Here is a 23909-nt window from a genome sequence, read left to right as displayed (position 1 = left end):
GAAAGATCTTAAATTTTTGAAGCTGCTTTATCAATCAGGCTATAAATTTTAAATCCCGTTTCTTCTAAAAAAGTAAAGGTGTTGTTTTCTCCTACCTTACCTTTCAGTTCGTTAATGTCTTGATGACTCTGCGTTAACTGATATACACAAACACATGCAATGGCTAAAGCAACTCCAGCAAGACATGCTAAAGGAATTGGTTGGGTAAAAATAGCAACTGTAGCAAATGCTGTGAATGCTATAGCTGTTATTACAGTAGCTATGCTATAAATAGCTTCGCTTCTGTAACTATTGATTAATTTCTTTTCTATTTCCTCTTGTTGTGTTTCTTGCCCTTGTTGATGAGAAATAGTAATTACTGTATCTGTATGAATTGGCTCACTAGCGCTGGTATTAATTCTCTCTTTTTGTGTTTCATGATCTTGCACAATTGCTGATTTGCTAGTTCTGATATTATATTGTTCTTCTTGCTCTGATTGATCAGAAGCAGGAACTTCTTTCACCTCACCAAAGATTTCTTCATTAGAAACTGGTTGACTTTCTGTTATATCTTCAGAAATTTCACTTAGGAGTGGCACAAAATGCCTCATGTAATTCACTACTCCTACAGTTTTTTTGCTACTATCTATCTCTAGTTGATTGAGATTTATATCTTGTATAAAAACTTCTGGATCATCATCATGTGCTGTAATTTTAGTTACCGTAACTTTTTGACTATCTTCCTCTATTGAATAAATATAAAGTTCCACTTTGTACTTGTCGCATATCATTCTACCTTCAATGTTTGGACGACCCCATATAGCTAGAGAATTAGTTTCTGTAGACATATTTTTAATGTTGTTTAGATATTTAGAAAAAGACTTGGAATTATCTGGCTTAATAGTAACTTTTTCTCCTTTTTCTTTTCCATCTTTGCTTATTTCTTCTTCATCTTCGCTTATTTCTTCTTCTTTATCTTTACTTGTTTCATATTCGTCATAGTCGTCTAGTAACCAATCATTATCTGTGCCATACCTACTTTTCAAAATCTCTGAAATCTTCTCTTCTCTATCTTCACGATATTCCTCTAGTAACCAGCTGAAAAACTCCTCTTCTGTATATTTGGTTATTATTTCTTCACCTTTACACCAGTCTGTTTGTGCAGATATGCCTTTTTCATCTTCGCTATTTCTTTCCTTCGCTATTACTTTGCTATCCAAATTTCCTTCACCTACAAAGTATCCTCCTTCTTCAGCATCTCCTGTTATTTTTTTATAAACCCACGAATTTGCATTTGCTCTAGCATAATTTTCACAATCTTCTCTTAATGATTTTGCGGTAAAACGATGACCAGGTTTTATATTTAGCTCATTCAATCCTTGAGCCAAGGAGTCAAAAAAGCAATCTCCTTCTGATATAGAAGCTCCTATTTTTAGCTTTTCAGGATAAGCTCTCTTTAGCTCATTCAATAAACTACTTCTTTTTGTTTTTTGTGCCCGAAATTTATAAACTAGTCTTTCTAGCCTTTGAGAATAAAAAGAGTCTAGATTCTTAAATAAAAATTGACTTAATTTTGTGCTTTTTTCGACTTGCCGAAAAAGAGCAATTGGTTTTCTGTTGAAATTTTTCATGTTATAACTCCAAAATAATGATTGTATTTTAATAGATTAATCAGCCTAGGAAGGCTAATTACTTAAGGTCGTGCTGTGTTGCAAGCAAACATCACCTACTTTTCTTGAACTAATATGTAGCCTATACATATTGTTACTTAGTATATCTTAACTATACTTAAACTCTCTTATGCTGTCAAGCAGGGAATTTATTAATCTTTTAACTCATCCACTTTTTTGCGTAGCACATTTAAATCAGTTGCTCCTACAAAAAGACTATCTCCAATTATCAAAAAAGGTGTACCGCCTACTCCTAAATTCCTTACTAAAAGTTTGCTGTTGTTTATCATTTGCTCAATTTTGTCTGCATTATTTTTCATAGAGTTATTAAAATCGTTCTCGTTAATCCCTATATTTTTCACTATACCTAATATAGTTTTATCTGAAAATTCTCCTCTGTGATCTAGTGCAGCATAGTGAAAATCTAAGTACTTTTCTTTATCGATAAAATAAGTTGCTAAAGCACCTTTTGCTGCCTTTAAAGAATTGTTACCAAGTATTGGAGCATCTCTAAAGATATACTTAATTTTGCCATCATTGATCAATTGTTTTACATCGTTCTTTATAGCTTTGCAATATCCACAAGAATAGTCAAAAAAACCTACAGCTATGATATTGCTATTTTCATTTCCCGAGTAAGGATAAGTGGAGTCGAATATTTCATTTTTATGCTGAGAAATTTTATTTTTGGTTGCATTAGCATAACTATTTTTAGCTGACTCTTCCTGGAGAGCTTTTAGAACTCTATCAAAATTTTTACTGATGTAATTATCCAATCTCTCACCTATATAATCATCATTTAAGTTCTGACTGCGGTGTGAAAGCCAATTGTTTATTACTGGTAAACTTGCTACTGCAAGTATAAAAATCAATAAAAATGGTATCTTAGACATATACTTAGTTAAAGAATACAAATATTAAAGAAATGCTTAATGTTAAAACATTTTTATCAAGAAATGCAAACTTTATAAAATGAAATTTAAGATATTTTTGTAAAGTTCATCATAAGATTTGGTGATGAAAAATTTTGCAGAGTAAGGCATTTATAAAGATTTAGATAGTCTTTACCACTATTTCTAGCAAATTGTAAGCAAAAAAGTTGATTATCTTGTAATCGCTGCATATAATATCGGTAAGCGCGTCGCTAAGTAATATGAACACACTAAGTCTTACATTTCCGATAGTGTTGTTCGGATATAATAGAATGATTTTTCAATAAATGTAAGTAAAAAATGAGGTTTTTAAAAGCTGTCTTTAACTTAGCAATGTTAGCATTTTTTGTAGCTTCGACAGCTGAAGCAAGGTGGAGTAAGTACGAAGATGCTTCTGTCGAGGTTAAGTTTTCTAATGTTAACATTAATGTTAATAGAGATGGTACCTACGAAACGGAAGTAGAACTACAAGCAAAAATACTCAAGGAGTCTGGGCGTGATAGATTTTCTCTGTATAGTTTAATCTACAATGATGATAGTGCAGATTTGACTGTTTTAGAAGCTAAAACAGCTTATAACGGAGAGGAATATATAGTCACTGAAGACATGATAGAGGATAAACCGCTAGCTATTCCTAGTAAAGGCTTCGATCAGCTAAGGCAAGTAACTATATCGTTTCCTAAAATAGAAATTGGTACAGAAGTATATTTAAGGTATAAACAAGTTAACAAAAAGGTTCCTGTTGATAATTTTTATGGCTTGAGCTTTTCTTATCATGGGGATTATTTACAAGCAGAAAATACTAAAATCAATTCTGAATTACCCCTGGAGATTAAAGTTAATGATCCAAGAGAAGTATTAGAAATCGCTGAGGAAAAAAATGATGATATACACTCTATAAGCATTGCTTTAAAGAAAGCAGTTTATGAAAACACAACAAATGAACCACATAATGGAATATTGAACATAAAACACAACACTTGGGTATCACTTTCAAGCTTATCTGAATGGGAGGATTTAGCTAAAAAATTAGCTCCTGGATATCATAGCGTTATCAATCAGCCGCTTCCTGCAACTTTTGAAGCTATAGCAGAATTTGCTGACAATGAGAGTACCGATGAGGAGAAAATTAATGCAGTCACTTCTTTATTGAATGAAAAAGTTCAGTACATGGGAGACTGGCGTACAGTGTCAGGAAAATTTTTTCCGAGAGATTTGGAGAAAATTGCTGATTCTCAAGTCGGGGATTGCAAAGACTTTTCTGCTAGCACGGCTGCTATTCTGCAAAAACTTGGTTATAAAGTTCAACCTATTTTAGTTATGAGAGGAACTACTAGCACTTCTAATCCTGAAGCATTACCTAATATGGGTAATTTTAATCATGTGATGCTCAAAGTAACAAATAGAGATGGAAAAATATATTGGATCGATCCAACTAATACCGTCAGTATGGCACAGGGTATTTTTCCAGACATTGCTGATAGGAACGCTCTAGTACTCGATTCTGAGGAAGCAGATTACATAAAGATTCCTGCTGTACAAGGTGAAAATTCAAAAGTGATATCCCATAGTGAATTAACTATAGAAGATAACGTTGTAAATGAATATGGCCAGCTTACCGTGCAAGGGGAAGCAGCCTTAGGCTTAACAGGTGTTGGATTATATTATTCAGATGAGCAGTTAAGAGATTCTGTTTTTCGTATGATTAGTGGAGTATATCTTGATGAAGAAGAAAAGAAGTTCTTAGAATTGCCTGACCTTACCTTGCGTAATGTAGAGGATCTGACAATTAAATATGAGTTTCAGCAAAAAAATAAGATTTTTAAGACAAATTTAGGGCCAGCTTTGAATTTAGGAGATAATTGGCTTAATGATGTTGTCAATACAGCTTCTGACCAAGTGTCAGACCTTTTTATTGGTGTTCCTAAAACTAAGGAAAGCCATATGATAATAAAAGATATCAAAATTAAAAACTGTGAAAATTTGAATTTTGAAATAGATTCTCCTTGGTTATATGTAAATAGGTTCTGTAAATATAAAAATGATGGAACCGAATTTAGCAATTTAATAACCATAAAGAAAAGCTTTATTACCAATGAAGAATTAAAGACTGCTGAATATAAAAACTTAAAAAGCGAATTGGAGAATAATTTTTCTAGAGCCTCTATAATAATAAGTGAATGAGTTGTGCTGGGAAAAGCACTTCTTAAAAGGCTTAAAATTTTTAAAATATGTACAATAACTTACGCGACTTCATCAGAGCATTAGAAGAAAAAAAAGATCTAATTAGAATTAAAAAAGAAGTTTCAACTATTCTTGAAATGACAGAAATTCATCGTAGGGTTTTGTCAAACAAGGGACCAGCTATCATCTTTGAAAATGTTGTCACAGAAAATGGCAAAAATTCAATTCCCGTTTTAGTGAATTTATTTGGTACTATTGAGAGAATTGCATTCGGACTTGGTATAAATTCTGATGAATTAAGGGATCTGGGTAAACTTCTAGCATTTTTGCGATCACCTGAGCCGCCAAAAACCTTCAAAGATGCTGTGAAAATGTTTCCTCTACTAAAAGTTGTATTGTCGATGCGGAGCAAAGTTGTGAGCAAAGCCCCATGTCAAGAGCTGGTGCTAACTGGGGATAAGGTGGATCTTAGTTTGCTACCTATTCAGACATGCTGGCCAAACGAGCCTGCACCGCTTATCACTTGGCCACTTGTGGTAACAAAAGGACCAACAGCAGACAAGCAAGATAATTTCAATCTTGGAATATATCGTATGCAGGTTGTGAATAAAAAAACGACTCTCATGCGCTGGCTTGCACATCGTGGTGGTGCAGGTCACCATAAACGGTGGAAGGAGAGGGGGCAAAATATGAAGTTTCCTGCGGCTGCTGTGATTGGTAGCGATCCTGCAACGATTATTGCTGCGGTAACTCCGGTGCCGGAGACTTTATCAGAATACCAATTTGCCGGGCTGCTGCGAAAAAAAACACTTGAGCTTGTAAATTGTAAAACTATTCCTCTTCAGGTTCCAGCTCATGCAGAAATTGTTTTGGAAGGATATGTAAGTTTGGATAATTACCAAGATGAAGGGCCATATGGAGACCATACCGGTTACTATAATGCTGTTGAACAGTTTCCTGAGTTTAACATCACTGCAATTACAATGCGCAAAGATCCAATTTATCTCAGCACTTTTACTGGCAAACCACCTGATGAACCATCAATTCTTGGTGAAGCACTCAACGAAATCTTTGTGCCGATTCTCATCAATCAGTTTCCGGAGATAGTAGATTTTTATCTGCCCCCAGAAGGTTGTTCATATAGAATAGCGGTAGTGTCGATAAAAAAGGCTTATCCAGGGCATGCAAAAAGAATTATTATGGGCATACTCGCTTTTCTCAAACAGTTCTTATACACCAAATTTATTATAGTTGTTGATGATGATATAAATGTACGTGATTGGAAGGAAGTAATGTGGGCAGTTTCAACAAGAATGGACCCTGTACGTGATACAATCATGATAGAGAATGCTCCAATTGATTATTTAGACTTCGCTTCTCCTGAAAGTGGTCTCGGAGGTAAAATAGGGTTTGATGCAACAAACAAACTTCCACCTGAAACCAAACGAGAATGGGGAAGAAAAATTGAAATGAGCGAGGAAATAATAAAGAAAGTTACAGAGAAGTGGAAGGAATATGGGTTGACAGATGATTAAACTATGATGTAGACTACCGCCGTGTATTTAGGTGTGGTTTGTGAGGCTTTTATATCTTTTATTTTTGTCGGCATGTTTTTCTCTGTATTACTATGTGGGTCCTACATTCTCGCCTTGCCCAAAAGCAACAGTTTGCTTCTCACCTGAACAAGACTGTGCTGTACCGATAATCAGCGAGATAGACCAATCTAAAGAATCTATCTTAGTTCAAGAATATACATTTACTCTTGGAACAGTTGCAAAATCTTTGATTAACGCCAAAGAGCGTGGTGTTGATGTTAAAGTCATTTTAGAGTAGGGTCGAGAACTGGCGCGCCTCTTTAGGGTTTGGTGGCTGATCCATTATTTTCATGTTGGTCCTCAATCCAAAATTCCCATGTTTACGTTTCCAATTCCCGCCTCATCAAACGCAGCATGCGGATTTCCCGCACTACGCTTTCCTAGTAGATTCTTACCAAAGTTTATAACATATTGTGCTGGTAAGGCTTTCGGAACGTAATATCTTATTCTATAGTCCGAATATAGACCAAGGGTCTCATATATACATTCGCTACTCCACCTTTCCCAACCAAATCCTTTTGCTTTTCTGGCTTGCATCATATTGCGTCTTGTTTTCTTCTCTACCCACTGTTTAACGTAGCTGAAGCTTCGACTTGAGTTTCCTATTCTAAAGTAGTTTACCCACCCTCTCAATATTGGATTGATGATCTGAATCACTCTCCTTATTGGTTGCGATTTATAGTTACTGAATACCTTCTTCAACTTTTGAAGTAGGCTTGTTCGTGTTTTCATCTGTGGTGTTATCTGTACTCTCCACTTTCCTTGTTTTGTAATTTTCTTTCGAAAGTCAAATCCTAGAAAGCCGAATGTTTCTCCTCTCTTTAGATTGGCAATTTTTGTCTTTTCTTCATTTACACTTACTTCTAGTTTTGCTAATTCTTCTTGTAACCTTTTGTACACTAATTTCTCGAGCCATTCCCATCTCTGGTGCCCATCTATCAGTATCACTAAATCGTCTGCCCATCTGGCGTATTCTATACGTTGATATTTTTCTTCCCTGGTCACCTCTTTTGCTCTCTCTAGCATTTTGTCTACCTCATTGAGGTATATATTGCTCAACAACGGTGAGATCGGCGACCCTTGCGCTATTCCTCGTTTTCCTCCTACCTTAAGGATTAGCTTGATCAAGTGCATGATTTCTTTATCATTTATTCTCTTGGCAATTTTCTCCATGAGAATATGATGTCGTACGTTATCAAAATAGGATTTCAGGTCTACATCAATACATTTTGTATTGCCTTTGATTGCTGCTTTCGCTACTCTGCTTACTGCTTCATGCGCTTTTCTCTTGGGTCTATATCCATATGATCCGTCCTGAAAGTCAGATTCATATATCGGTTCAATTATTAGCTTTAGTGCACTTTGCACTATTCTATCCCGGATGCAGGGTATGTTCAACGTTCTGAGTTTTCCCCCAACTTTTGGTATTTCCTTTCTCCGGTTCCTATTTGGGCTATAGGTTTTGGTTATTAGTTCATGTCTTATTTGCTGAAGATACTTTTCTAAGCCTTCTGCCTCTATCGATTTGAATGTTACCCCATCAATTCCTGGTGCCCCATTGCTTTTCTTTGTTAGCTTATATGCTTCTTCTAGTGTCTCCATCTTGCAGACGTGTACATAGATTCCCCAGAATCGCCATTCCGGTTCTGCTTTCGCTTTGATATATATCTTTCTTCTCAGGTCTTGTAATTTTATTGGCATTTTTGTCATTTTTACCTTTACCTTCCTTTTGTTAAAAGATCTCTACTAGTAGGGTGCCTTTGCTCCATGGGCGTTACCCCACTTCTTCGCTACTACACACCCATCCGCCACCCTTTCATCTTCGGTTCATTTCCTGTTTTCCAGTTATAGAACCTACCACTCCAAGGTTTTTCTCCTTGGGATGAGGAGGGTTTCTCCAGTTGCTTTATATGTCCTTATTACCATGCTGCCACTATCACCCCGCTAAAGTAGGTATGCTGTATCATTCGTGTTTCAGCCTCCTATATTGCTTTCGCCCTGGTTCAGTGGGCTCGGCCTTTAGTACTTAGAGTTTTTCGGGGCCACCCATGTGTTCGTTTTCACTGCGGCCTGGTAATTCGCCATTATCCTACGATAACGTTGTCGGTAGGCTTCAACATTTTGGTTTCCCTCCACATTGCTACCCTAGCTACAGGACTCCGACTTTTATCCTGGTGGGTCTGACTCCCACTGAACATCTTCACCTTCTCTGGACACACTAAATCACAACTCCATTCAAAATATAGTGTCATAAGCGAATTGTTTTCAAATGGAATACCGATTTGGATCGATAATAAGCCAAAAATTGCTCATAATAAGGTAATAATTGTTGATAATCAAAAAGTCATCACAGGATCGTTTAACCTCAGTAAGACAGCTGAAAAGGGAAACGCTGAAAATTTATTAATTATTGAAAATTATCCTGAATTAGTCCAGCAGTATGTGAAGAACTGGGAAATACGAATGTCACAATCCTATCAATATGCTCCCTAGATACTTGATATCAAAAAAAGTCTTTTTATTGATAGATGTAATTTCTTGTGAGATAATAAATTAAAAGGTTTTAAGGGGTAGGTAATGGATTACATAAATGATGCTGCTGATAGTTACGCTGCCATTCATGATTTTTTTCAAAATAATGGTGTTGGAGATTACAAAGTTCAATGCAATTATGGTGGTGTACCGTATGCTACTGACGAATATGTACATTCTGGAGACAAATTTTGGAGCAATAATTTTATAGACTCACATTTTGGAAGGGAAATAAAAATGTATCCTCAAAGTGAGCTTTTAGCTAAAGAGTATGCTGGGAATACACTACCGGTTTCAATATCACTAAACGAGGATCTAATAAAAATAAAAGAATGTCAGAAAAAAACTAAATTTGTAGAACTAGAAGGTGAATCAGGTGATATAGTATATGATAAGCAAAAACATATAAAGTACTACACGACAAAGTTATCATATGACGATGTTTCTGTTCATAATAAAAACAAATTTTCAATACTGAATATTAGATATGATATGCCAAATGATACGAGATACAGTTTAAACATAGCCTTCACAAAGGTTAATGATAATCAACCAGGGTTTTGGCAAAAATTTAAAAATATGTTTTAATAAAGTAGCTTCTCAATCAGGAATATTCTGGTGGAAAATGAATATCTACTTAGTAATGAATTTGGTCAGTAGCTACTAAGTTTTTCTTATAGCTATACAACGAAGGTTTGCTGGTCTTACATTTATTCTCTGCAAGACAAAAAATTCACATAATTGTACATAGTATGGAATAAATAAACTTCCACTATATTTTTCTATTAAATTTACCTTTTCTCTATTGAACAGATTTCGTGTTAAATCTTAAGTTCAACGCACCTAAATATATAAGCATTCCCAGCAAAATCATAGGTATAGAAAGAAATTGTCCCATAGTTAAATTGAACCATAAATAGCCAATTTGATAGTCTGGCTCGCGGAAAAATTCAACCATAAAACGTGCTACTCCATACAACATAACTGCAACTCCAGTTGTTGCACCATAATACAATCTCATTTTGTTCAAGAAAAATAGTGAATTTACAACTACGAAAAGTAGCGCTCCTTCAAAAAATGCCTCATAAAGTTGGCTTGGATGGCGCAATAAATTATCACCACTTTCTGGAAATACCATACCCCATTGCATAGTTGTAACTCTGCCAAATAACTCTCCATTTATAAAATTACCTATGCGACCTAGGAACAAACCTATCGGAACTCCACAAGAAATTAGATCCAGTGTGTAAAATATAGGAATGTTATGTCTTCTACAGGAGATTATTACTGCAAGCAAAACTCCTATAGCACCACCATGAAATGACATTCCTCCTTCCCAGGTCTTTAATATCTCAATAGGGCTGCTTATATAAAAAACTGGATCATATATCAACACGTAGCCAAGCCTGCCCCCAAGAATAACGCCTATAATAGTAGTTGTTAATAACGAATCGTAAAAATTCTTAGTAAATATTTTTTGATTGTCTAGCTTATGTAAATACCAATATGCAAAAACTATACCAAAAACATATGCTAAAGAATACCAATATATAGAAACAGGACCGATGCTAAAAATAATTGGACTTAAAGACATATTTTACTACAAATTATTCTTAGACAATCTACTTTTCTCACGGTCCCACTCTCTCTGCTTTATGGTTGCTCTCTTATCGTAGAGTTTTTTTCCTTTAACAATAGCAATTTTAGTTTTTGCCAACCCTTTATCATTAAAATAGATAGAAAGTGGCACAACAGTTATTCCAGAGGTTTTGATTTGACCAATCAGCTTATTTATCTCTTTTTTATGCAAAAGCAATTTTCGTTCTCTTTTTGGCTTGTGATTCTTTTGGTTTGCAGCTTTATACTCTGCGATATGCATATTGTTTAGCCATATTTCACCTTTTTTTTCAGTAACGTAAGCATCAGAAATGTTTGCTTTTCTTTCCCTTAGTGATTTCACTTCACTACTTAAGAGGATCATACCTGCTTCAAATTCTTCTAAGATAAAGTATTCAAACCTTGCTTTTCTATTTTCTGCAATAACTTCCATATCTAAAGATATCTTTAAGCTTCAATATATTACAGAACTTTTGGTTTAATTCATAACAAAACAATTATCTCAGTAAATGCAAGTTTGGTTAAAAAAGCTCCAATCTTCCTGCAAGTGTAATTTGTTCCACTCTTCCTACTGCCATTTCAGCTCTAGGACTAGCATTACCTGACAAAGAACTTATCACATCTTTGCAGCCCCATTCAATAGCAAAGTGTAAAGGAGCATATCTATTATTGTTCTGTTTACTAACATATGCCCCACTTTCAATTAAAATATCTCTTATACTTTCATGATCGCTAGCAAAATGCAAAGGAGTGCGTCCACAACTATCCCACACATTAACACATGCTCCATGTTCAATTAGAGCTATTACTATGTTCTCATAGCCACTCTTAGTAGCAAAATGTAGAGGAGTGTGTCCATCATTGTTCTGCGCGTTAACATCTGCTCCACATTCAATTAGAGCTCTTACTACACTTTCATTCCCACCTTCGGCAGCAAGATGTAAAGGTGTACATACATCATTGTCCCACGCATTAACATTTGCTTCACTTTCAATTAAAATATCTAATATGCCTTTGTGGTTCCATTCAGCAGCAAAATGTAAAGGAGTGCATCCATCGCTGTCCCATGCATCAACATATGCTCCATATTCAATTAGAGCTATTACTATGTTCTCATAGCCACTCTTAGCAGCAAAATGCAACAATGTAGTTTCTACAGGATCTAGATCACTATGTGTAGTGAATATATGATTGATATTAAATCCACTATCTTCCCACCTCCGTAAATCAATTCTTTCTAATTTTATTTTTATTCGTTCAACTATGTTGTTCTTGCTTAAACCTGAAGTATCATTTATTTCTTCAAGCATTTTTAGAAAATCATCAAGCGTCATAATCTCCACCACTTATTAAAATAACTTGGTTATTATGTTCTTTGACACAAAAATCAAGAACTTTTTATTTTCCTAAAAAATCATTTAAGTTATACTCCAAATCATGAAAGTCAGGCAAAATATTAAGTTTTTTTCTCTATCATTTGTGATTTTGTCTTCTCTATGGATTACATTGTCTGGTTATTTTGAGCCTTTTTTTATTCTCTGTGGAGTATTTTCTTCTGTGTTCACATTGATTATCTTTAAAAGGTTAATTGATGCTGAAAGTGCCCTTAGTCAAATTCTAAATGATAGTGGTAGGCTGTCACTTTATCAGCTTATAAGTTATATACCTTGGCTAATTTACCAAATTATTTTTTCAAGTATTTATGTAACAAAAAAGGTGCTACGATTCAAATCTACAGTTGAGCCAATTGTTATTGTAAGAGAATGCATAGGACATAATGATAAGACCATTGCATTATTTGCTAACTCGGTTACGATTACTCCTGGAACTTTAACTATCAATGTTGAAAAGAAGCAGAAAACATATTTATCTACCATATGTTTGATAGATAAAGATCTTGAAAGTGGCATTTCTGAAATAGAAGGTAAAGTCTTAAAAATGCTACACTTAGTTAAGTAATTGCTTTAAATAAGTTAACAGCGTCTCTGTATTCTCTTCTTAGGCTTTCAAGCATTTCTTTTGGAAGGCTATCAATAACAGTAGAACATAAATAATTGTACAAATCTTCTAGCCTTGATATGTTATTTTTTTTCTTGCTGTTGAATTTGTACGGAAAAATGCCCTCCATAATTTCAATATCAACAACCTTATTTAAAAATGCATTTTCACTTGTTATGCTTATTCTTGTAAGTATAGTATTAATTTCAGGTTCATTACTCGTATAAATATCTGATAATTCTGCCATTTTAATGACGTATAAAGTTACTACTTTTGATAAACAATTATCAGAATATTCACAATTTTTTATTACCTCCCACTGAGTAACCTGAGACTTGCTTGTTTTTGCATTGCTTGGTAATTTATTCATTGAATTTTCTCCATTTAATTCAGTGTAGTAAATTATACTAATACTTTGTTAAATAAATAATAACGCAGCCATAAAAATATGCATTTATTTACCATAAATTGTATAATATTCCTAAAATTAAATGTTAAAGTTACTTCAAACTGAATGATTTCTTTAATTCCATATTATCCAGCAGTGTAAAATATTGCTACACAATAGTATTTATTCTAAAATAAACTTTCCTTTTGAGCTATTTTATTAATATCCATTCTTACGGCTGCACTAAAATGAAAAAGATAAAACTCGGAATAATAATTTCAGGTAGAGGATCAAACATGCAGGCTTTAATAGAAGCATGTCAAGATCAGAATTTCCCTGCTGAAACTGTGTGTGTTATCACAAATAATAGTGAAGCTGGAGGCCTTAAAATAGCAAAGCAAGCAGGAGTTTCAGCGTTTGTTGTTGAAGATAAGCCACTTGATACTGATAAAATTCATGAAATACTTGTTCAACATAAGGTTGATTTAATTTGCCTTGCAGGGTTTATGAGAATTATAAAGGCCAATTTCCTGAATAAATGGCATAACAAAGTTATAAATATTCATCCCTCTTTACTTCCGTCATTTAAGGGCCTAAATGCTCAGGAGCAAGCTCTGAAAGCGGGTGTAAAAATTACAGGATGTACTGTGCATTATGTTACTCCTGAAATTGATGCTGGAGCCATAATCGCTCAAGCTACTGTTCCAGTATTACCAAATGATGATGTTCACAGTCTCTCAGAGCGCATTCTAGCTGAAGAGCACAAGTGTTATGTGGAAGCAGTAAAATCAATAGCAGAAAGTATTAATTATTGACCTTGAGCGTTTCTTCCAACTTCAACAAAAAATAAATTTTCAGGTTCCAGTAAAGAACTTGCCAGTTCGTTTACTTCCTCTAATTTAATATTATTAATGGTATTTTTATAATTATTTATACTGTTAACATCACGATCCTCTATCTGCATACTATCTAGCAACGTTGCTGTATTCGCATTATTGGATAGAAAAGAGAAGATAAGGTTATTTACTAAACTGGTTTTTGCATCCTTGAATAATTGTTCGTCAATTCCTTCCTTTTTTATTCTGCTAAATGTATCTTTTACTGCTGATATAGCTTTGCTAACAGTAGAGCTATCGGTGCTCATAAACCCAAATATAACATTTCCATGTTTATTGGTAACATTACGTGCACTAATACCATAAGTAATACCTAGATTTTGTCTCAACTCTTTCATCAGTATTGAGTTTAGACTCATACCACCAAGCGCATTAATCAAAACACTAGCATTATAGTAATTAGGGTCTTCATATGCTATGCCTTTTTGAGCAAAAAATATTACACTCTGTGGTATATCCATAAAAACGCTCTTACTTTCTGCAGGCCCAAATTCATTTTTTACAGGTATCTTTCTAACTTTTGATCTTTTTGATGGTAATTTAGATAAATACTTATCTAGCAATCCACTAACTTCTTCTTTTGTTGCACAACCAACAACACTAATAACGATATTATCCTTAGTAAAACTACGCTTTATGTATGTTAAAACATCATCTCTAGTAATGTTCATTATAGTGTCTAGAGTTCCATATGGATCTCTTGAGTAAGGATGTTTTTTGAACAACAATGTATCTAACTCTTTTGCAGCAATAAAATAAGGGTCTTTTTCAAAATTATTAAAGTTTACTTTGACTTTTTCGAATACTCTATTTAATCCCTCAGGATCAACTTTAGGGCGCATTATAGCATCACTCAGTAGTGAAATTGCATCCTCTAGATTCTCAGATAAAGTATTTAATGAAACCCTAAATGCTTCTAAATTAGCAATAAAATTTAAACTAATTCCTTTATCCTCAAGCTTTTTCGCAAAATCTTTGGCATCATTTTTTCCTGCTCCTTCTTGAATTACAAGAGAAGTAAACCAAGCAAGCCCCTGCTTTTCTGCACTTTCATACACACAACCTGCATCTTTGAATGATATATTAAGTGAAACTTTTGGTAGATCATGGTTTTCAACAAATAAAAACTTAAATCCTTTATTAGTAGTAACCTCCTCTATATTTAAGTGACTGCTTGCTTGCAAATTAAAGCCTAGACAGAAAAAAAATAGAAATACATATTTACTTATCTTCATTATTACCTCCTTTTGGTAGCAAACGACCAACTAATTTATTAGTAGAAAAGATAGCGTGAACTTTATTATTTACATCCTCTAGATTGACATCATTAATTTTGCTATATGAAATGTCTATTTCATATAGTGGAATACCTAGTGCTAGACGTGGTATATAAAACATTGCTATATTAGTTAAATCAGATAGATTATCAAGCTGTGCTGCTTTGTATTTAGACTTTGTACTTTGCAACTCTTCACTTGTTATTCCTTCAGAGTTAAAGTGATTAATAGAATTTTCTAACTCTCTTGCAACAGCATCCAAATTCACCCCGCTTTTTGGAGTTACCCGAATCTCAATGTAACCATTACTAAAAGCTAAGCTATTATAATAAGCAAACACTTCTACTGCTACATTCTTATCTAGAACTAAATCTTTATATAGCTTACTAGACTTGCCATTCCCCAAAACATCAACTGCCAAATCAACAGGAAAAGTTTCACTTATTTGCTCAAATAAAGGAACACTATAGCGAAAGTATAAAACTGGCTCTTTTACTTCAGTGCTTTCTAAAATTACCGATATATCTGCATTATGTATTGAATCTTGGTTCGGATAATGCTTAACTACAGGCTCAGCTTTAATTGCACCATATTTTTCCTTTGCTAATCCCGCTACTTCTTCAAATTCTACATCACCAACAACGAGCAGTATAGCATTACCTGGATGATAATAGTTATCATGAAACCTTGTTATGTCATCTTGATTGTAAGTTTTAATATCGCTCTCCCAACCAATAACAGACCTACCATAGCCATTACGATAAAATGCACTGTTCATTTCCTCCCATAGTAAAGCTTCAGGATTATTATCAAATCTCATCTTTCTTTCTTCTAATACGATATTTTTTTCTCTATCTATTTTGTCTTGAGTAACATCAAAATTGCCCATTCTATCTGCTTCAATTTCCATTGCTAGTGGTAAATCTTTTTTGAGAACTAATTCGTAGTAGCAGGTGTATTCTTTAGTGGTAAAAGCATTAAATTGGGCCCCAATGCTGCCCAAAGTGGATTCTATGTCTTTAAATTTTCCTGTAGTTTCAAACATTAAGTGTTCAAAGTAGTGAGCCAAGCCTGCTTTGCCAATTGGGTCATCCATTCCCCCAACTTTATATATTATTGCATGAAAAACAGCTGGAATTCGGTGATTAGGTACTACATAAACATCCAATCCGTTACTGAGCTTAGCATGCTTTATGATTTCAGCTTCCAGAGAAATCGGACAAATGAAAAAAAACACAGATAGTATAAAAAAACTAAAGAATTTGCGAAGCATTATTTCATTCCTCATTTTGCTTAGAGATAGACCTATCATATATATACCACTTATATAACAATGTACACATTCCACAAACTATAGATAGATCAGCTAAATTAAAGGCTGGCCAATACCAATCATTGATATGAAAATATATGAAGTCATATACAGCTCCCCAATAGATTCTATCAATTACATTTCCGATCGCTCCACCAATCATCAGAGAAAAACTAAGGTAAATTGACTTATCATTAGATTTATATATCAAGTATGCAAGTATACCAATTATTAATATTGAACATGCTGAAAAAAAGAAGCTGCCATGCGGCAGAGTACTACACATTCCAAAGCTAATTCCTGAATTCCAAACTTCAACTAATTTCATAAAACTAGTAATCTCGATTGACTCCCCCTCATCAATCAAAGAGTTTATATACAATTTACTTGTTTGATCGAATGATACTATAATCAATATAATAACTAAACATATCCTTTTCATAAATTTATCTTTAACTGGTAAGCCTTCATTATATCACGATCTATCTGTTTTGTTAACTCGTTAATACTATGGAATTTTTTTTCTGCCCTAATAAATTTTAAAAGTTGTATATCAACCTTAAAATTGTATACATTTTCGTTGAAGTCAAATATATGCATTTCTACTATAGGTTTTTTTAAGTCCTTAAATGTAGGTCTCATACCAATGTTGACTACTCCATATAGCCAACTTGAACTATTTTCAGAAAATGCAACTTTGGCGTAATATGTACCAAGCTTAGGTTTTATCATGTAATCTTCTATCGGAATGTTTATGGTTGGAAACCCTATTTCTCTACCTCTACATGCACCTTTTGTTACAATACCAGAAACTTGATAAGACCTACCAAGCAATTTATTAGCAATTTCTATTTCTCCTTTTTGTAAACACTCCCTGATTGAGGAAGAAGAGCAAATTTTTCTATCGATTATCAATGGCTCTAATTTAGTTAAAGAATATTCATACATCTGAGAATATTTTTCTAGAGTTAATATGTTACCCAATCGTTTGTGACCAAAAGTACAACTTTCTCCAACAGTTATATGTTTAGCACCATACTTCTTTACCAAAATCTTACCAATAAAGTCATCGCAGCTAACCTCAGAAAAACCTCTACTAAAATTAATAATATACAAGTAATCTATACCATAGCTGCTGATTAGTTCCTTTTTTTGTTCTTGATCTATTAACCTAAAATTGTTCCTACTAAATAAAACAGTTGATGGGTGAGGCTCAAAAGTTAAAACTGCAGAGGGTAATCCTCTTTCTTGTGCTACATTCTTTAGATTGGAAATTGCAAACTTATGTCCTAAATGAACGCCATCGAAATTTCCGAAAGTTAGTGCCACATTATCTTTTATCCCTTGCTCACAGTTGTAAATAATTTTCATACAATTTGATATTTTATATATATTTTTTATATATAATAGTTGTATTTTATAAACTATGGAGATAAATCGTGAAAAACACTAAAGGAAAAGTTGTAATATATGTGAAGAAGTACTGCCCATTCTGCAAGAAAGCAAAAGAGTTATTGGATGAAAAAGGTGTGAAATACGAAGAAATTGATGTACTTAGAAACTCGGATTTGTTTGACGGTATAAAATCAAAATATAACGTCAGGACAGTTCCACAAATTTTTATTACTGATGAAAATGGTGATTATGTACATCATATTGCTGGATGTGACAAATTGATGGATCTTGAAAAAGAAGGAAAGTTGGATAATATGTTAAATAACAATGAAGATAGCATTAATGCAACAGCTTACACAAGCGGCAGTGATGAACACGAGGGATGTAATATAATACATAATGAAGATTTTATGTGATTTTTTTGTCTTACTGTTGCTGGCATACCCACTTTAAACAATTTTTAATGAATTAAAAATACAATTCATCTAGTGAGTTTTTTTAGTGGGAAAAAATGATAAAAAATATTATAATTGTTAGCAAAAACTTAATTAGTATTGAATTAATTAACAAACAAGATTTAGAGAGTTTCATCAAGATTTTCACAGTGCTTGATAAGCATATAGCAGCTAAAACTCTTTTTACAGAAGAAGTGACAATAGAGTATAAACAACACAATTGCATAGAAGTTGTTGAATTGATAAAAGATACAGGTTTTACATATCATGATGTTGAGAATGTGTTAAATCACCTAAGTAATCATGGAATGAAAGTACCAAGTAGCGTTATAGCAAGCACCCTTTCTTCTTCATACAATCACGCACTTGAGTCTAAGGATGTAGCATTTGCCTGTTCTAAAGGGTTGCCACAATTTTACATCAGGGTAAATAAGAATACCTTTATAATGACTCCTATAAGTGAAGAGAATCTGGAATTGAATTCGCAAAATAGCAAAATGCTTATAGAGTCATTAAAGAGCGAAAAAAGCACTTATGATTGCATAGTGGAAGAAAATATCATCAAAGTTATAGTGCATTCTGAAATACATCAGGCTATAAACTCGATTATAAAATCACTGATAAAGTCTTGCCTTTTAGCAAGAGATGAAGAAGAAAAATTCAAAGAGAAATTGAGACAACTTGCTTTTAAAGATCAAGCTTTCGTTGAGTATTCTAGCATCAAAACCATTCATAGATATCCGAATAACCATCCTCTGAGAAAGCATGAAAGTGTTATTAAAGATATAGAAAATATTTTATGTGATTTCATAATAAATGAGAACAGCGGGTTTGCTATAGAGCGGTTAAATAGACTGGGCTCAGAAGTCTCTCCAAATACTCCAAGAATCATCACTAAAACTATAGATAAGCTTGTTAAGTTTCACTAAAATGTTGTTGGAATGGTTTTAGCCAATGTCTACATATATCTGATTTTTACTGATTGAGTGGAGCAATTGAGCTGCTCTCTGTCATCCCAGCGTTTAACACTGGGATGATTTCGTTGTATGGTATCTTATATAGTGTTTTACAAATTCACATAGCTATTTCAAATTTACCCATATCAATGTCAGTAAATTTATTGAGAAAATATCACTTAGTTCTTTAAATTTATGTTTTTGAATATATATTAATCATTTATTTTCAAAGCCTCAATAAAAGCATTTTGTGGGATGTTTATGTTTCCTACAGAATGCAATCTTTTCTTACCTTTCTTCTGCTTTTCAAGCAGCTTCATCCTTCGTGTAACGTCTCCACCATAGAGCTTGGCTGTTACATCTTTTCTATACGGGTTAATCGTTTCTCTAGCAATAATTTTTCCGCCTACTGCCGCTTGAATCGCGATTTTATATTGCTGGCGTGGTATCAAGTCTTTCAAACGTGCACATATTTCACGGCCTCTTTTTTCTGCCCTGCTTTTATGAACAATGCAGGCTAACGCATCCACAGGTTCTCCATTAACTAAAAAACTTAATTTATCTATCTGACTTTCCTGATAATCGGATATTTCCCAATCTAAACTTGCATATCCCTTGGAAATTGATTTTAGTCTATCGTAAAAATCAAAAACAACCTCAGACAGCGGTAATTTATACTTCAGTAGTGCTGTTGTCGTATTACCAACATAAGATAAATCCTGCTGTTCTCCTCTCCTCTCTTCACACAGAGATAGAATCTCTCCTAAATATTGATCAGGTACCATTATAGTTGCAGTGATCCACGGTTCTTCCACTATTTCAATTTTTGTAGGGTCTGGCATATCGCTTGGGTTATGGATATTTAAAACTTTACCATTTTGTGTTTCAACTTTATATATAACACTCGGTGCAGTTGCTGTTAGATCTAAATCAAATTCTCTTTCGAGTCTTTCTTGAATGACTTCAAGATGTAGCATTCCTAAGAAACCGCAACGAAATCCATAACCTAGGGCATTTGACGTTTCAGCATCAAATGTAAAACTAGCATCATTTAAATGTAATTTTTCTAGTGCTTCCCTTAAATATTTAAAATCATCTGTGTTATTGGGAAAAATACTGCAAAATACTACAGGATGTACTTCTTTAAAGCCAGGTAATGCCTTGCTGCACGGCCTTTTCTCTTCAGTAATAGTGTCTCCTACTTTGCAGTCTGCTACTTCTTTCATTGAAGCAGTTATAAAACCAACTTCACCTGCTGAAAGTTCACCAGTCATAACTTTTTTAGGAGTGAAAATACCGATATTATCGACCTGATATGTAGCATTATTAGACATCATAACGATTCTCATGCCTTTTTTTAGTACTCCATTTTTAACTCGCACTAAAATTACTACTCCTAGGTAAGGATCATACCAACTATCAACTAAAATTGCTTGCAGTGGAGCATTTGTATCACCTTGAGGAGCGGGAAGTTTTGTCACTATAGCTTCAAGTACATCCTTTATCCCAAGACCAGTTTTTGCCGATATCAAAATTGACTCACTTGCATCAATACCAATTACTTCTTCAATCTGAAGCTTTACCTTTTCTGGATCTGCAGCAGGAAGGTCAACTTTATTGAGCACAACTATTATCTCATGATTATTGTCAATTGCCTTGTACACATTTGCCAGAGTCTGAGCTTCAACTCCTTGGCTGCTGTCCACCACCAAAAGTGAGCCTTCACATGCAGCTAAGCTTCGGCTGACTTCATATGAAAAGTCAACATGACCTGGTGTGTCCATGAGGTTGAGGCAATATTTATTACCATTATTTGCAGTGTAATTGAGTCTTACCGTTTGTGCTTTGATTGTGATTCCGCGTTCACGCTCTATATCCATTGAGTCAAGTACCTGATTGGTCATTTCCCTTGTCTCAAGACCGTTACATTCTTCTATTAAACGATCAGCAAGAGTTGACTTCCCATGATCTATATGTGCTATTATTGCAAAGTTCCTTATATTGTTCATAGATCTACTTATTTAAGTAGATCTATTTTACATTTTAAGTATTACAAGAGCAATTACTTATCTTCCTTTTTGCTGAAAACATTAAGCTGGTGTCTGTACTGGTCGGAAGTATTCAGTAGTTGATGGTTGACTCAGTTTGCTACTTGCCTCATTCTTTTCCTGCTTGCATGTTTTTACTGCATCAGCAAGGCTTAGGTAATCATTACCAACTTTAATTCTTACATCTTTATTTTCTTCTAAATCTTTATCAGTGGGTCTATCGCCTATTACTCTAATGCTGCCATCACTGTTAGCACCTAATGTAATGCTAAATTCTTTTCCATCTACATACCAGTTAAACTTTATTCCATATTGAGCTGTAGTACCTAAACTATAACACCTCACTCCATTTTCGTCTACAAAACCGTGGACAACTTCTTTTTGATCTCCACTTGAAAGAAGAAAACCGGCAATATTGTTTTCTTTACAAAATTCACTATTTAAAAATTCGCTTACCCTAATATCTGTGTTTTTATTGTCGTCTTTTAGCTTGATTTTTGTATAAAGAAAATTTGAATTCTCATAACTTGCAATTGATACTGCATCAATAATGCCGTTTTCTATGTACTTTCTAAACTTTTCTTCAATTTTCTTTTCTAATTCTTCTTGCCTTGCTTCATTTTGTTGTTGCATTTCTAACTTTTTTTGCATTGATGCACTTTGTTGTTGTTGCATTTTTTCCAGCGCTTCTTTCATTTTTTTCTGAAGTGATTCGATATCACAAATTAACGTGGATTCATCAATGCCGAGTATCACGTATTCTTGGCCCAATCCTGTCTTCAATCCTTCAATTATGATTACCATCTCTAAGATAGACCCTAAGTTTTGATAATGTATATTAATTTTTTCACTACTTAGGCTACCTCGATTGCTATCCCAGTCGATAGCAATGTTAGTAAACATAGAATTAAGGCCTTCATAAATATCTTTCAATAGACTTGATTTCTCTGAGTTTATTCCATCACGTTTAATACTACTAACATAATCATTAAATGACTTTATTTCTTCAGAATATGTAAAGACACTGTACAGTTCTTTACGTGTTACTCTATCTTGTATTTTTTGTTTTATTTTTTTTAATATCTCACTACTAATACATTTTACCTCATAAAACTATTCAATATTATATACATAAACATTAGGGAATGTTAGCACTTTCTATATGCTTGCGCACTTCCTATTATTCCTTTAACATAGCTGACACTTTTTTTGAATGAGAAACCACTTTATTGATCATATAATTCTCATGATTGTTATCTATTTTAGGCAATTCGTACAAATAATTCACCATTATTCCGGCTGACTGACTAATGCCTTTTTCAGAAGTATCAGCCATCCAGTTGATTTGTTTGATTGATGCACCATTGCTTAAATGAAAGTGTGCGACCGGATCATAAGCACCCCCACCACTGCTTTTAACCTTTAGTAAATAATGTGCACAAAGTTTCAGTAGGGACTGTTTTTCGCATTCAATGTTAGTTTTTATGCTTTCTAAAATTTCTGTACCTGATTGTTTTATATTAAGCTTACCTAATAAAGCTACGTCTTGATTTTTTAGCCATTTTGTAAATCCAGGAACTGGAGAAAGAGTTGCATACACTTTTACGCTTTTAAATTCTTGCGATAGTTTTTCTACGACTCTCTTTATTAAAAAGTTACCGAGGCTAATTCCAGATAAACCAGTTTGAGTGTTTGATATTGAATAGAATATAGCAGTACTTGCACTGCTTGGGTCACTTGAGGGCACTGACTCATCCAAAAGGTGTTGAATACTATCTGAAATCTCATTCATCAATGCAACCTCTACAAAAATTAGAGGTTCGTTTGGTATTTTGTAATGAAAGAAAGCAAAACAGAGACGATCAGAATCTAGCCTATTTTTTAGGTCACCCCAAGAAGAAATTTTATGTACAGCTTCATATTTTATAAGTTTTTCCAACAATGATGCAGGTGAATCCCAGGTGATTTGATGAAGATCAAGTAGATCAACATCAACCAAAGTACAGAGTATATTTTTTAATTCATTTTCTAGTGGGTTTAGATTTTCATATTGGTTCTTTAGCTTAAGCACATCAGAACGCATATCAACAATAAACTTAAGACCTTCTGGTAAGGAGATAAACTGCTTCAATATTTTAGAGCGTGGTGATTCAAGGACTTTTATTAAGTCTTGTTCAAACTTATAGCTCGACTCAGAATCTTGATTTTTCTTATATACTTTTATTTCTTCATCTATTTTCGTTTTATCCGGATTGAACTTTTCTGCCAGGGTTTGTAAAAATTTTATTTGACCTGCCTCTGATAAACTCAAGTACAAATTACCAAGAGATACGGTGTTCTTACGTGCTGAGACTTCACCCCCCTTTGGGTTTAAGCATTCGTTCATCTTCAAGACTAAACTATCGACATCGCGACTACTACTTAAATCAGGGTTAATATTGCCAACCCATGATCTTACAGCGTTTGCTACTTCACCTAGTATCTTAAAAAAGCTCTTTGGTGCTTTCTGATCTTCAACTTTCACTATATCAGTTTTTGCTAATGATTCTTTTGTCATAAATTCCTTTTACTATGTATCTATCTTAATTTAAAGAAAAATCTTAGTCTACAAAGAAGGCATATACTTTCATGGTACAACTATTTTATAATCTATTTAAAATTTTCGTAAAGAGAGT

Annotated in this window: 21 protein-coding genes and 2 pseudogenes; 9 read left to right on the top strand and 14 right to left on the bottom strand. The window is 33.8% G+C overall.

The features are described 5' to 3' along the window. Positions 1 to 8: 8 nt before the first annotated feature. Together ONG78_RS07085 and ONG78_RS07080 are read right to left on the bottom strand one after the other, a co-directional pair. Positions 9 to 1610: an OTU domain-containing protein gene (locus tag ONG78_RS07085; RefSeq protein WP_264378009.1), complete on the bottom strand. Its 1602-nt coding sequence runs from the start codon at positions 1608 to 1610 to the stop codon at positions 9 to 11. 191 nt (positions 1611 to 1801) lie between these two features. Then, complete coding sequence (locus ONG78_RS07080) at positions 1802 to 2542, bottom strand: DsbA family protein (RefSeq protein ID WP_052264650.1); 741 nt, start codon at positions 2540 to 2542, stop codon at positions 1802 to 1804. A gap of 339 nt (positions 2543 to 2881) precedes the next feature. Here ONG78_RS07080 and ONG78_RS07075 point away from each other — a divergent pair, with 339 nt between their 5' ends. From ONG78_RS07075 to ONG78_RS07065, 3 genes and pseudogenes are all read left to right on the top strand, one after another. Beyond that, the gene (locus tag ONG78_RS07075; RefSeq protein WP_264378008.1) at positions 2882 to 4765 is read left to right on the top strand and encodes a DUF3857 domain-containing protein; all 1884 of its coding nucleotides are present in this window, start codon (positions 2882 to 2884) and stop codon (positions 4763 to 4765) included. 47 nt (positions 4766 to 4812) lie between these two features. Further along, positions 4813 to 6300: a UbiD family decarboxylase gene (locus tag ONG78_RS07070; RefSeq protein ID WP_264374949.1), complete on the top strand. Its 1488-nt coding sequence runs from the start codon at positions 4813 to 4815 to the stop codon at positions 6298 to 6300. Positions 6301 to 6340: 40 nt separating this feature from the next. Next, positions 6341 to 6595: pseudogene (locus ONG78_RS07065) on the top strand (phospholipase D-like domain-containing protein); the annotation flags it as partial. Positions 6596 to 6660: 65 nt separating this feature from the next. Here ONG78_RS07065 and ltrA read toward each other — a convergent pair. Beyond that, positions 6661 to 8070 carry a group II intron reverse transcriptase/maturase gene (gene ltrA / locus ONG78_RS07060; RefSeq protein WP_264377598.1) on the bottom strand — a complete coding sequence of 470 codons (1410 nt, stop codon included), beginning with the start codon at positions 8068 to 8070 and terminating at the stop codon, positions 6661 to 6663. 510 nt (positions 8071 to 8580) lie between these two features. Here ltrA and ONG78_RS07055 point away from each other — a divergent pair. Together ONG78_RS07055 and ONG78_RS07050 are read left to right on the top strand one after the other, a co-directional pair. Beyond that, positions 8581 to 8853 (top strand): annotated as a pseudogene (locus tag ONG78_RS07055) (phospholipase D-like domain-containing protein); the annotation flags it as partial. Positions 8854 to 8937: 84 nt separating this feature from the next. Further along, the gene (locus tag ONG78_RS07050; RefSeq protein WP_264378007.1) at positions 8938 to 9480 is read left to right on the top strand and encodes a hypothetical protein; all 543 of its coding nucleotides are present in this window, start codon (positions 8938 to 8940) and stop codon (positions 9478 to 9480) included. Positions 9481 to 9694: 214 nt separating this feature from the next. Here the strand turns inward: ONG78_RS07050 and lgt are convergent, their stop codons facing one another. The 3 genes from lgt to ONG78_RS07035 all read right to left on the bottom strand — a co-directional run bounded on the left by lgt (position 9695) and on the right by ONG78_RS07035 (position 11843). Further along, on the bottom strand, positions 9695 to 10486 hold the full coding sequence (gene lgt / locus ONG78_RS07045; protein ID WP_264378006.1) for a prolipoprotein diacylglyceryl transferase: 792 nt from the start codon (positions 10484 to 10486) through the stop codon (positions 9695 to 9697). 6 nt (positions 10487 to 10492) lie between these two features. Then, complete coding sequence (gene smpB / locus ONG78_RS07040) at positions 10493 to 10942, bottom strand: SsrA-binding protein SmpB (protein WP_015587785.1); 450 nt, start codon at positions 10940 to 10942, stop codon at positions 10493 to 10495. A gap of 88 nt (positions 10943 to 11030) precedes the next feature. Further along, entirely contained in the window at positions 11031 to 11843 is an 813-nt protein-coding gene (locus ONG78_RS07035) for an ankyrin repeat domain-containing protein (RefSeq protein ID WP_264378005.1), read from the bottom strand. A gap of 103 nt (positions 11844 to 11946) precedes the next feature. On the opposite strand from ONG78_RS07035, the gene ONG78_RS07030 reads away from it, so the two are divergent. Beyond that, positions 11947 to 12468: a Na+/H+ antiporter subunit E gene (locus ONG78_RS07030; RefSeq protein ID WP_006015458.1), complete on the top strand. Its 522-nt coding sequence runs from the start codon at positions 11947 to 11949 to the stop codon at positions 12466 to 12468. Here ONG78_RS07030 and ONG78_RS07025 read toward each other — a convergent pair. Then, entirely contained in the window at positions 12461 to 12877 is a 417-nt protein-coding gene (locus ONG78_RS07025; protein WP_007301944.1) for a hypothetical protein, read from the bottom strand. The genes ONG78_RS07030 and ONG78_RS07025 overlap by 8 nt on opposite strands. Positions 12878 to 13143: 266 nt before the next feature. Here ONG78_RS07025 and purN point away from each other — a divergent pair, with 266 nt between their 5' ends. Next, positions 13144 to 13710 (top strand): phosphoribosylglycinamide formyltransferase, encoded by a 567-nt coding sequence (gene purN, locus ONG78_RS07020; protein WP_264374943.1) that lies wholly within the window; start codon positions 13144 to 13146, stop codon positions 13708 to 13710. Here purN and ONG78_RS07015 read toward each other — a convergent pair. Genes ONG78_RS07015 through ribF form a run of 4 tightly spaced genes read right to left on the bottom strand, consistent with a single transcriptional unit; the run spans position 13704 to position 17751 of the window. Then, positions 13704 to 15026, bottom strand: coding sequence for a M16 family metallopeptidase (locus ONG78_RS07015; protein WP_264378004.1), 1323 nt, complete (start codon positions 15024 to 15026; stop codon positions 13704 to 13706). The two genes, purN and ONG78_RS07015, sit on opposite strands and share 7 nt — an antisense overlap. Next, positions 15013 to 16341: a M16 family metallopeptidase gene (locus ONG78_RS07010; RefSeq protein WP_264378078.1), complete on the bottom strand. Its 1329-nt coding sequence runs from the start codon at positions 16339 to 16341 to the stop codon at positions 15013 to 15015. The genes ONG78_RS07015 and ONG78_RS07010 overlap by 14 nt, the downstream gene beginning before the upstream one ends. Positions 16342 to 16345: 4 nt before the next feature. Continuing rightward, entirely contained in the window at positions 16346 to 16822 is a 477-nt protein-coding gene (gene lspA / locus ONG78_RS07005) for a signal peptidase II (RefSeq protein WP_007301940.1), read from the bottom strand. Further along, positions 16819 to 17751 carry a riboflavin biosynthesis protein RibF gene (gene ribF / locus ONG78_RS07000; protein WP_264378003.1) on the bottom strand — a complete coding sequence of 311 codons (933 nt, stop codon included), beginning with the start codon at positions 17749 to 17751 and terminating at the stop codon, positions 16819 to 16821. The genes lspA and ribF overlap by 4 nt, the downstream gene beginning before the upstream one ends. A 68-nt stretch (positions 17752 to 17819) precedes the next feature. Between ribF and ONG78_RS06995 the strand changes: the two genes are divergently transcribed. Together ONG78_RS06995 and ONG78_RS06990 are read left to right on the top strand one after the other, a co-directional pair. Further along, positions 17820 to 18191: a glutaredoxin gene (locus ONG78_RS06995; protein ID WP_006015443.1), complete on the top strand. Its 372-nt coding sequence runs from the start codon at positions 17820 to 17822 to the stop codon at positions 18189 to 18191. Between the two features lie 95 nt (positions 18192 to 18286). Beyond that, a complete protein-coding gene (locus ONG78_RS06990; RefSeq protein WP_007301937.1) occupies positions 18287 to 19159 on the top strand; it encodes a hypothetical protein in 873 nt (290 codons plus the stop codon). A 239-nt stretch (positions 19160 to 19398) separates the two neighbouring features. Here ONG78_RS06990 and lepA read toward each other — a convergent pair whose 3' ends face one another. The 3 genes from lepA to ONG78_RS06975 all read right to left on the bottom strand — a co-directional run bounded on the left by lepA (position 19399) and on the right by ONG78_RS06975 (position 23791). Further along, entirely contained in the window at positions 19399 to 21195 is a 1797-nt protein-coding gene (gene lepA / locus ONG78_RS06985) for a translation elongation factor 4 (protein WP_213863771.1), read from the bottom strand. Between the two features lie 81 nt (positions 21196 to 21276). Further along, the gene (locus ONG78_RS06980) at positions 21277 to 22137 is read right to left on the bottom strand and encodes a hypothetical protein (RefSeq protein ID WP_264378002.1); all 861 of its coding nucleotides are present in this window, start codon (positions 22135 to 22137) and stop codon (positions 21277 to 21279) included. Positions 22138 to 22414: 277 nt separating this feature from the next. Next, the gene (locus ONG78_RS06975; protein WP_264378001.1) at positions 22415 to 23791 is read right to left on the bottom strand and encodes a malonyl-CoA decarboxylase; all 1377 of its coding nucleotides are present in this window, start codon (positions 23789 to 23791) and stop codon (positions 22415 to 22417) included. Positions 23792 to 23909: the final 118 nt, after the last annotated feature.

This window comes from Wolbachia endosymbiont (group B) of Philonthus cognatus, from assembly GCF_947179345.1.
Lineage (GTDB): Bacteria > Pseudomonadota > Alphaproteobacteria > Rickettsiales > Anaplasmataceae > Wolbachia.
This window is presented reverse-complemented; position numbering and strand designations above follow the sequence as displayed.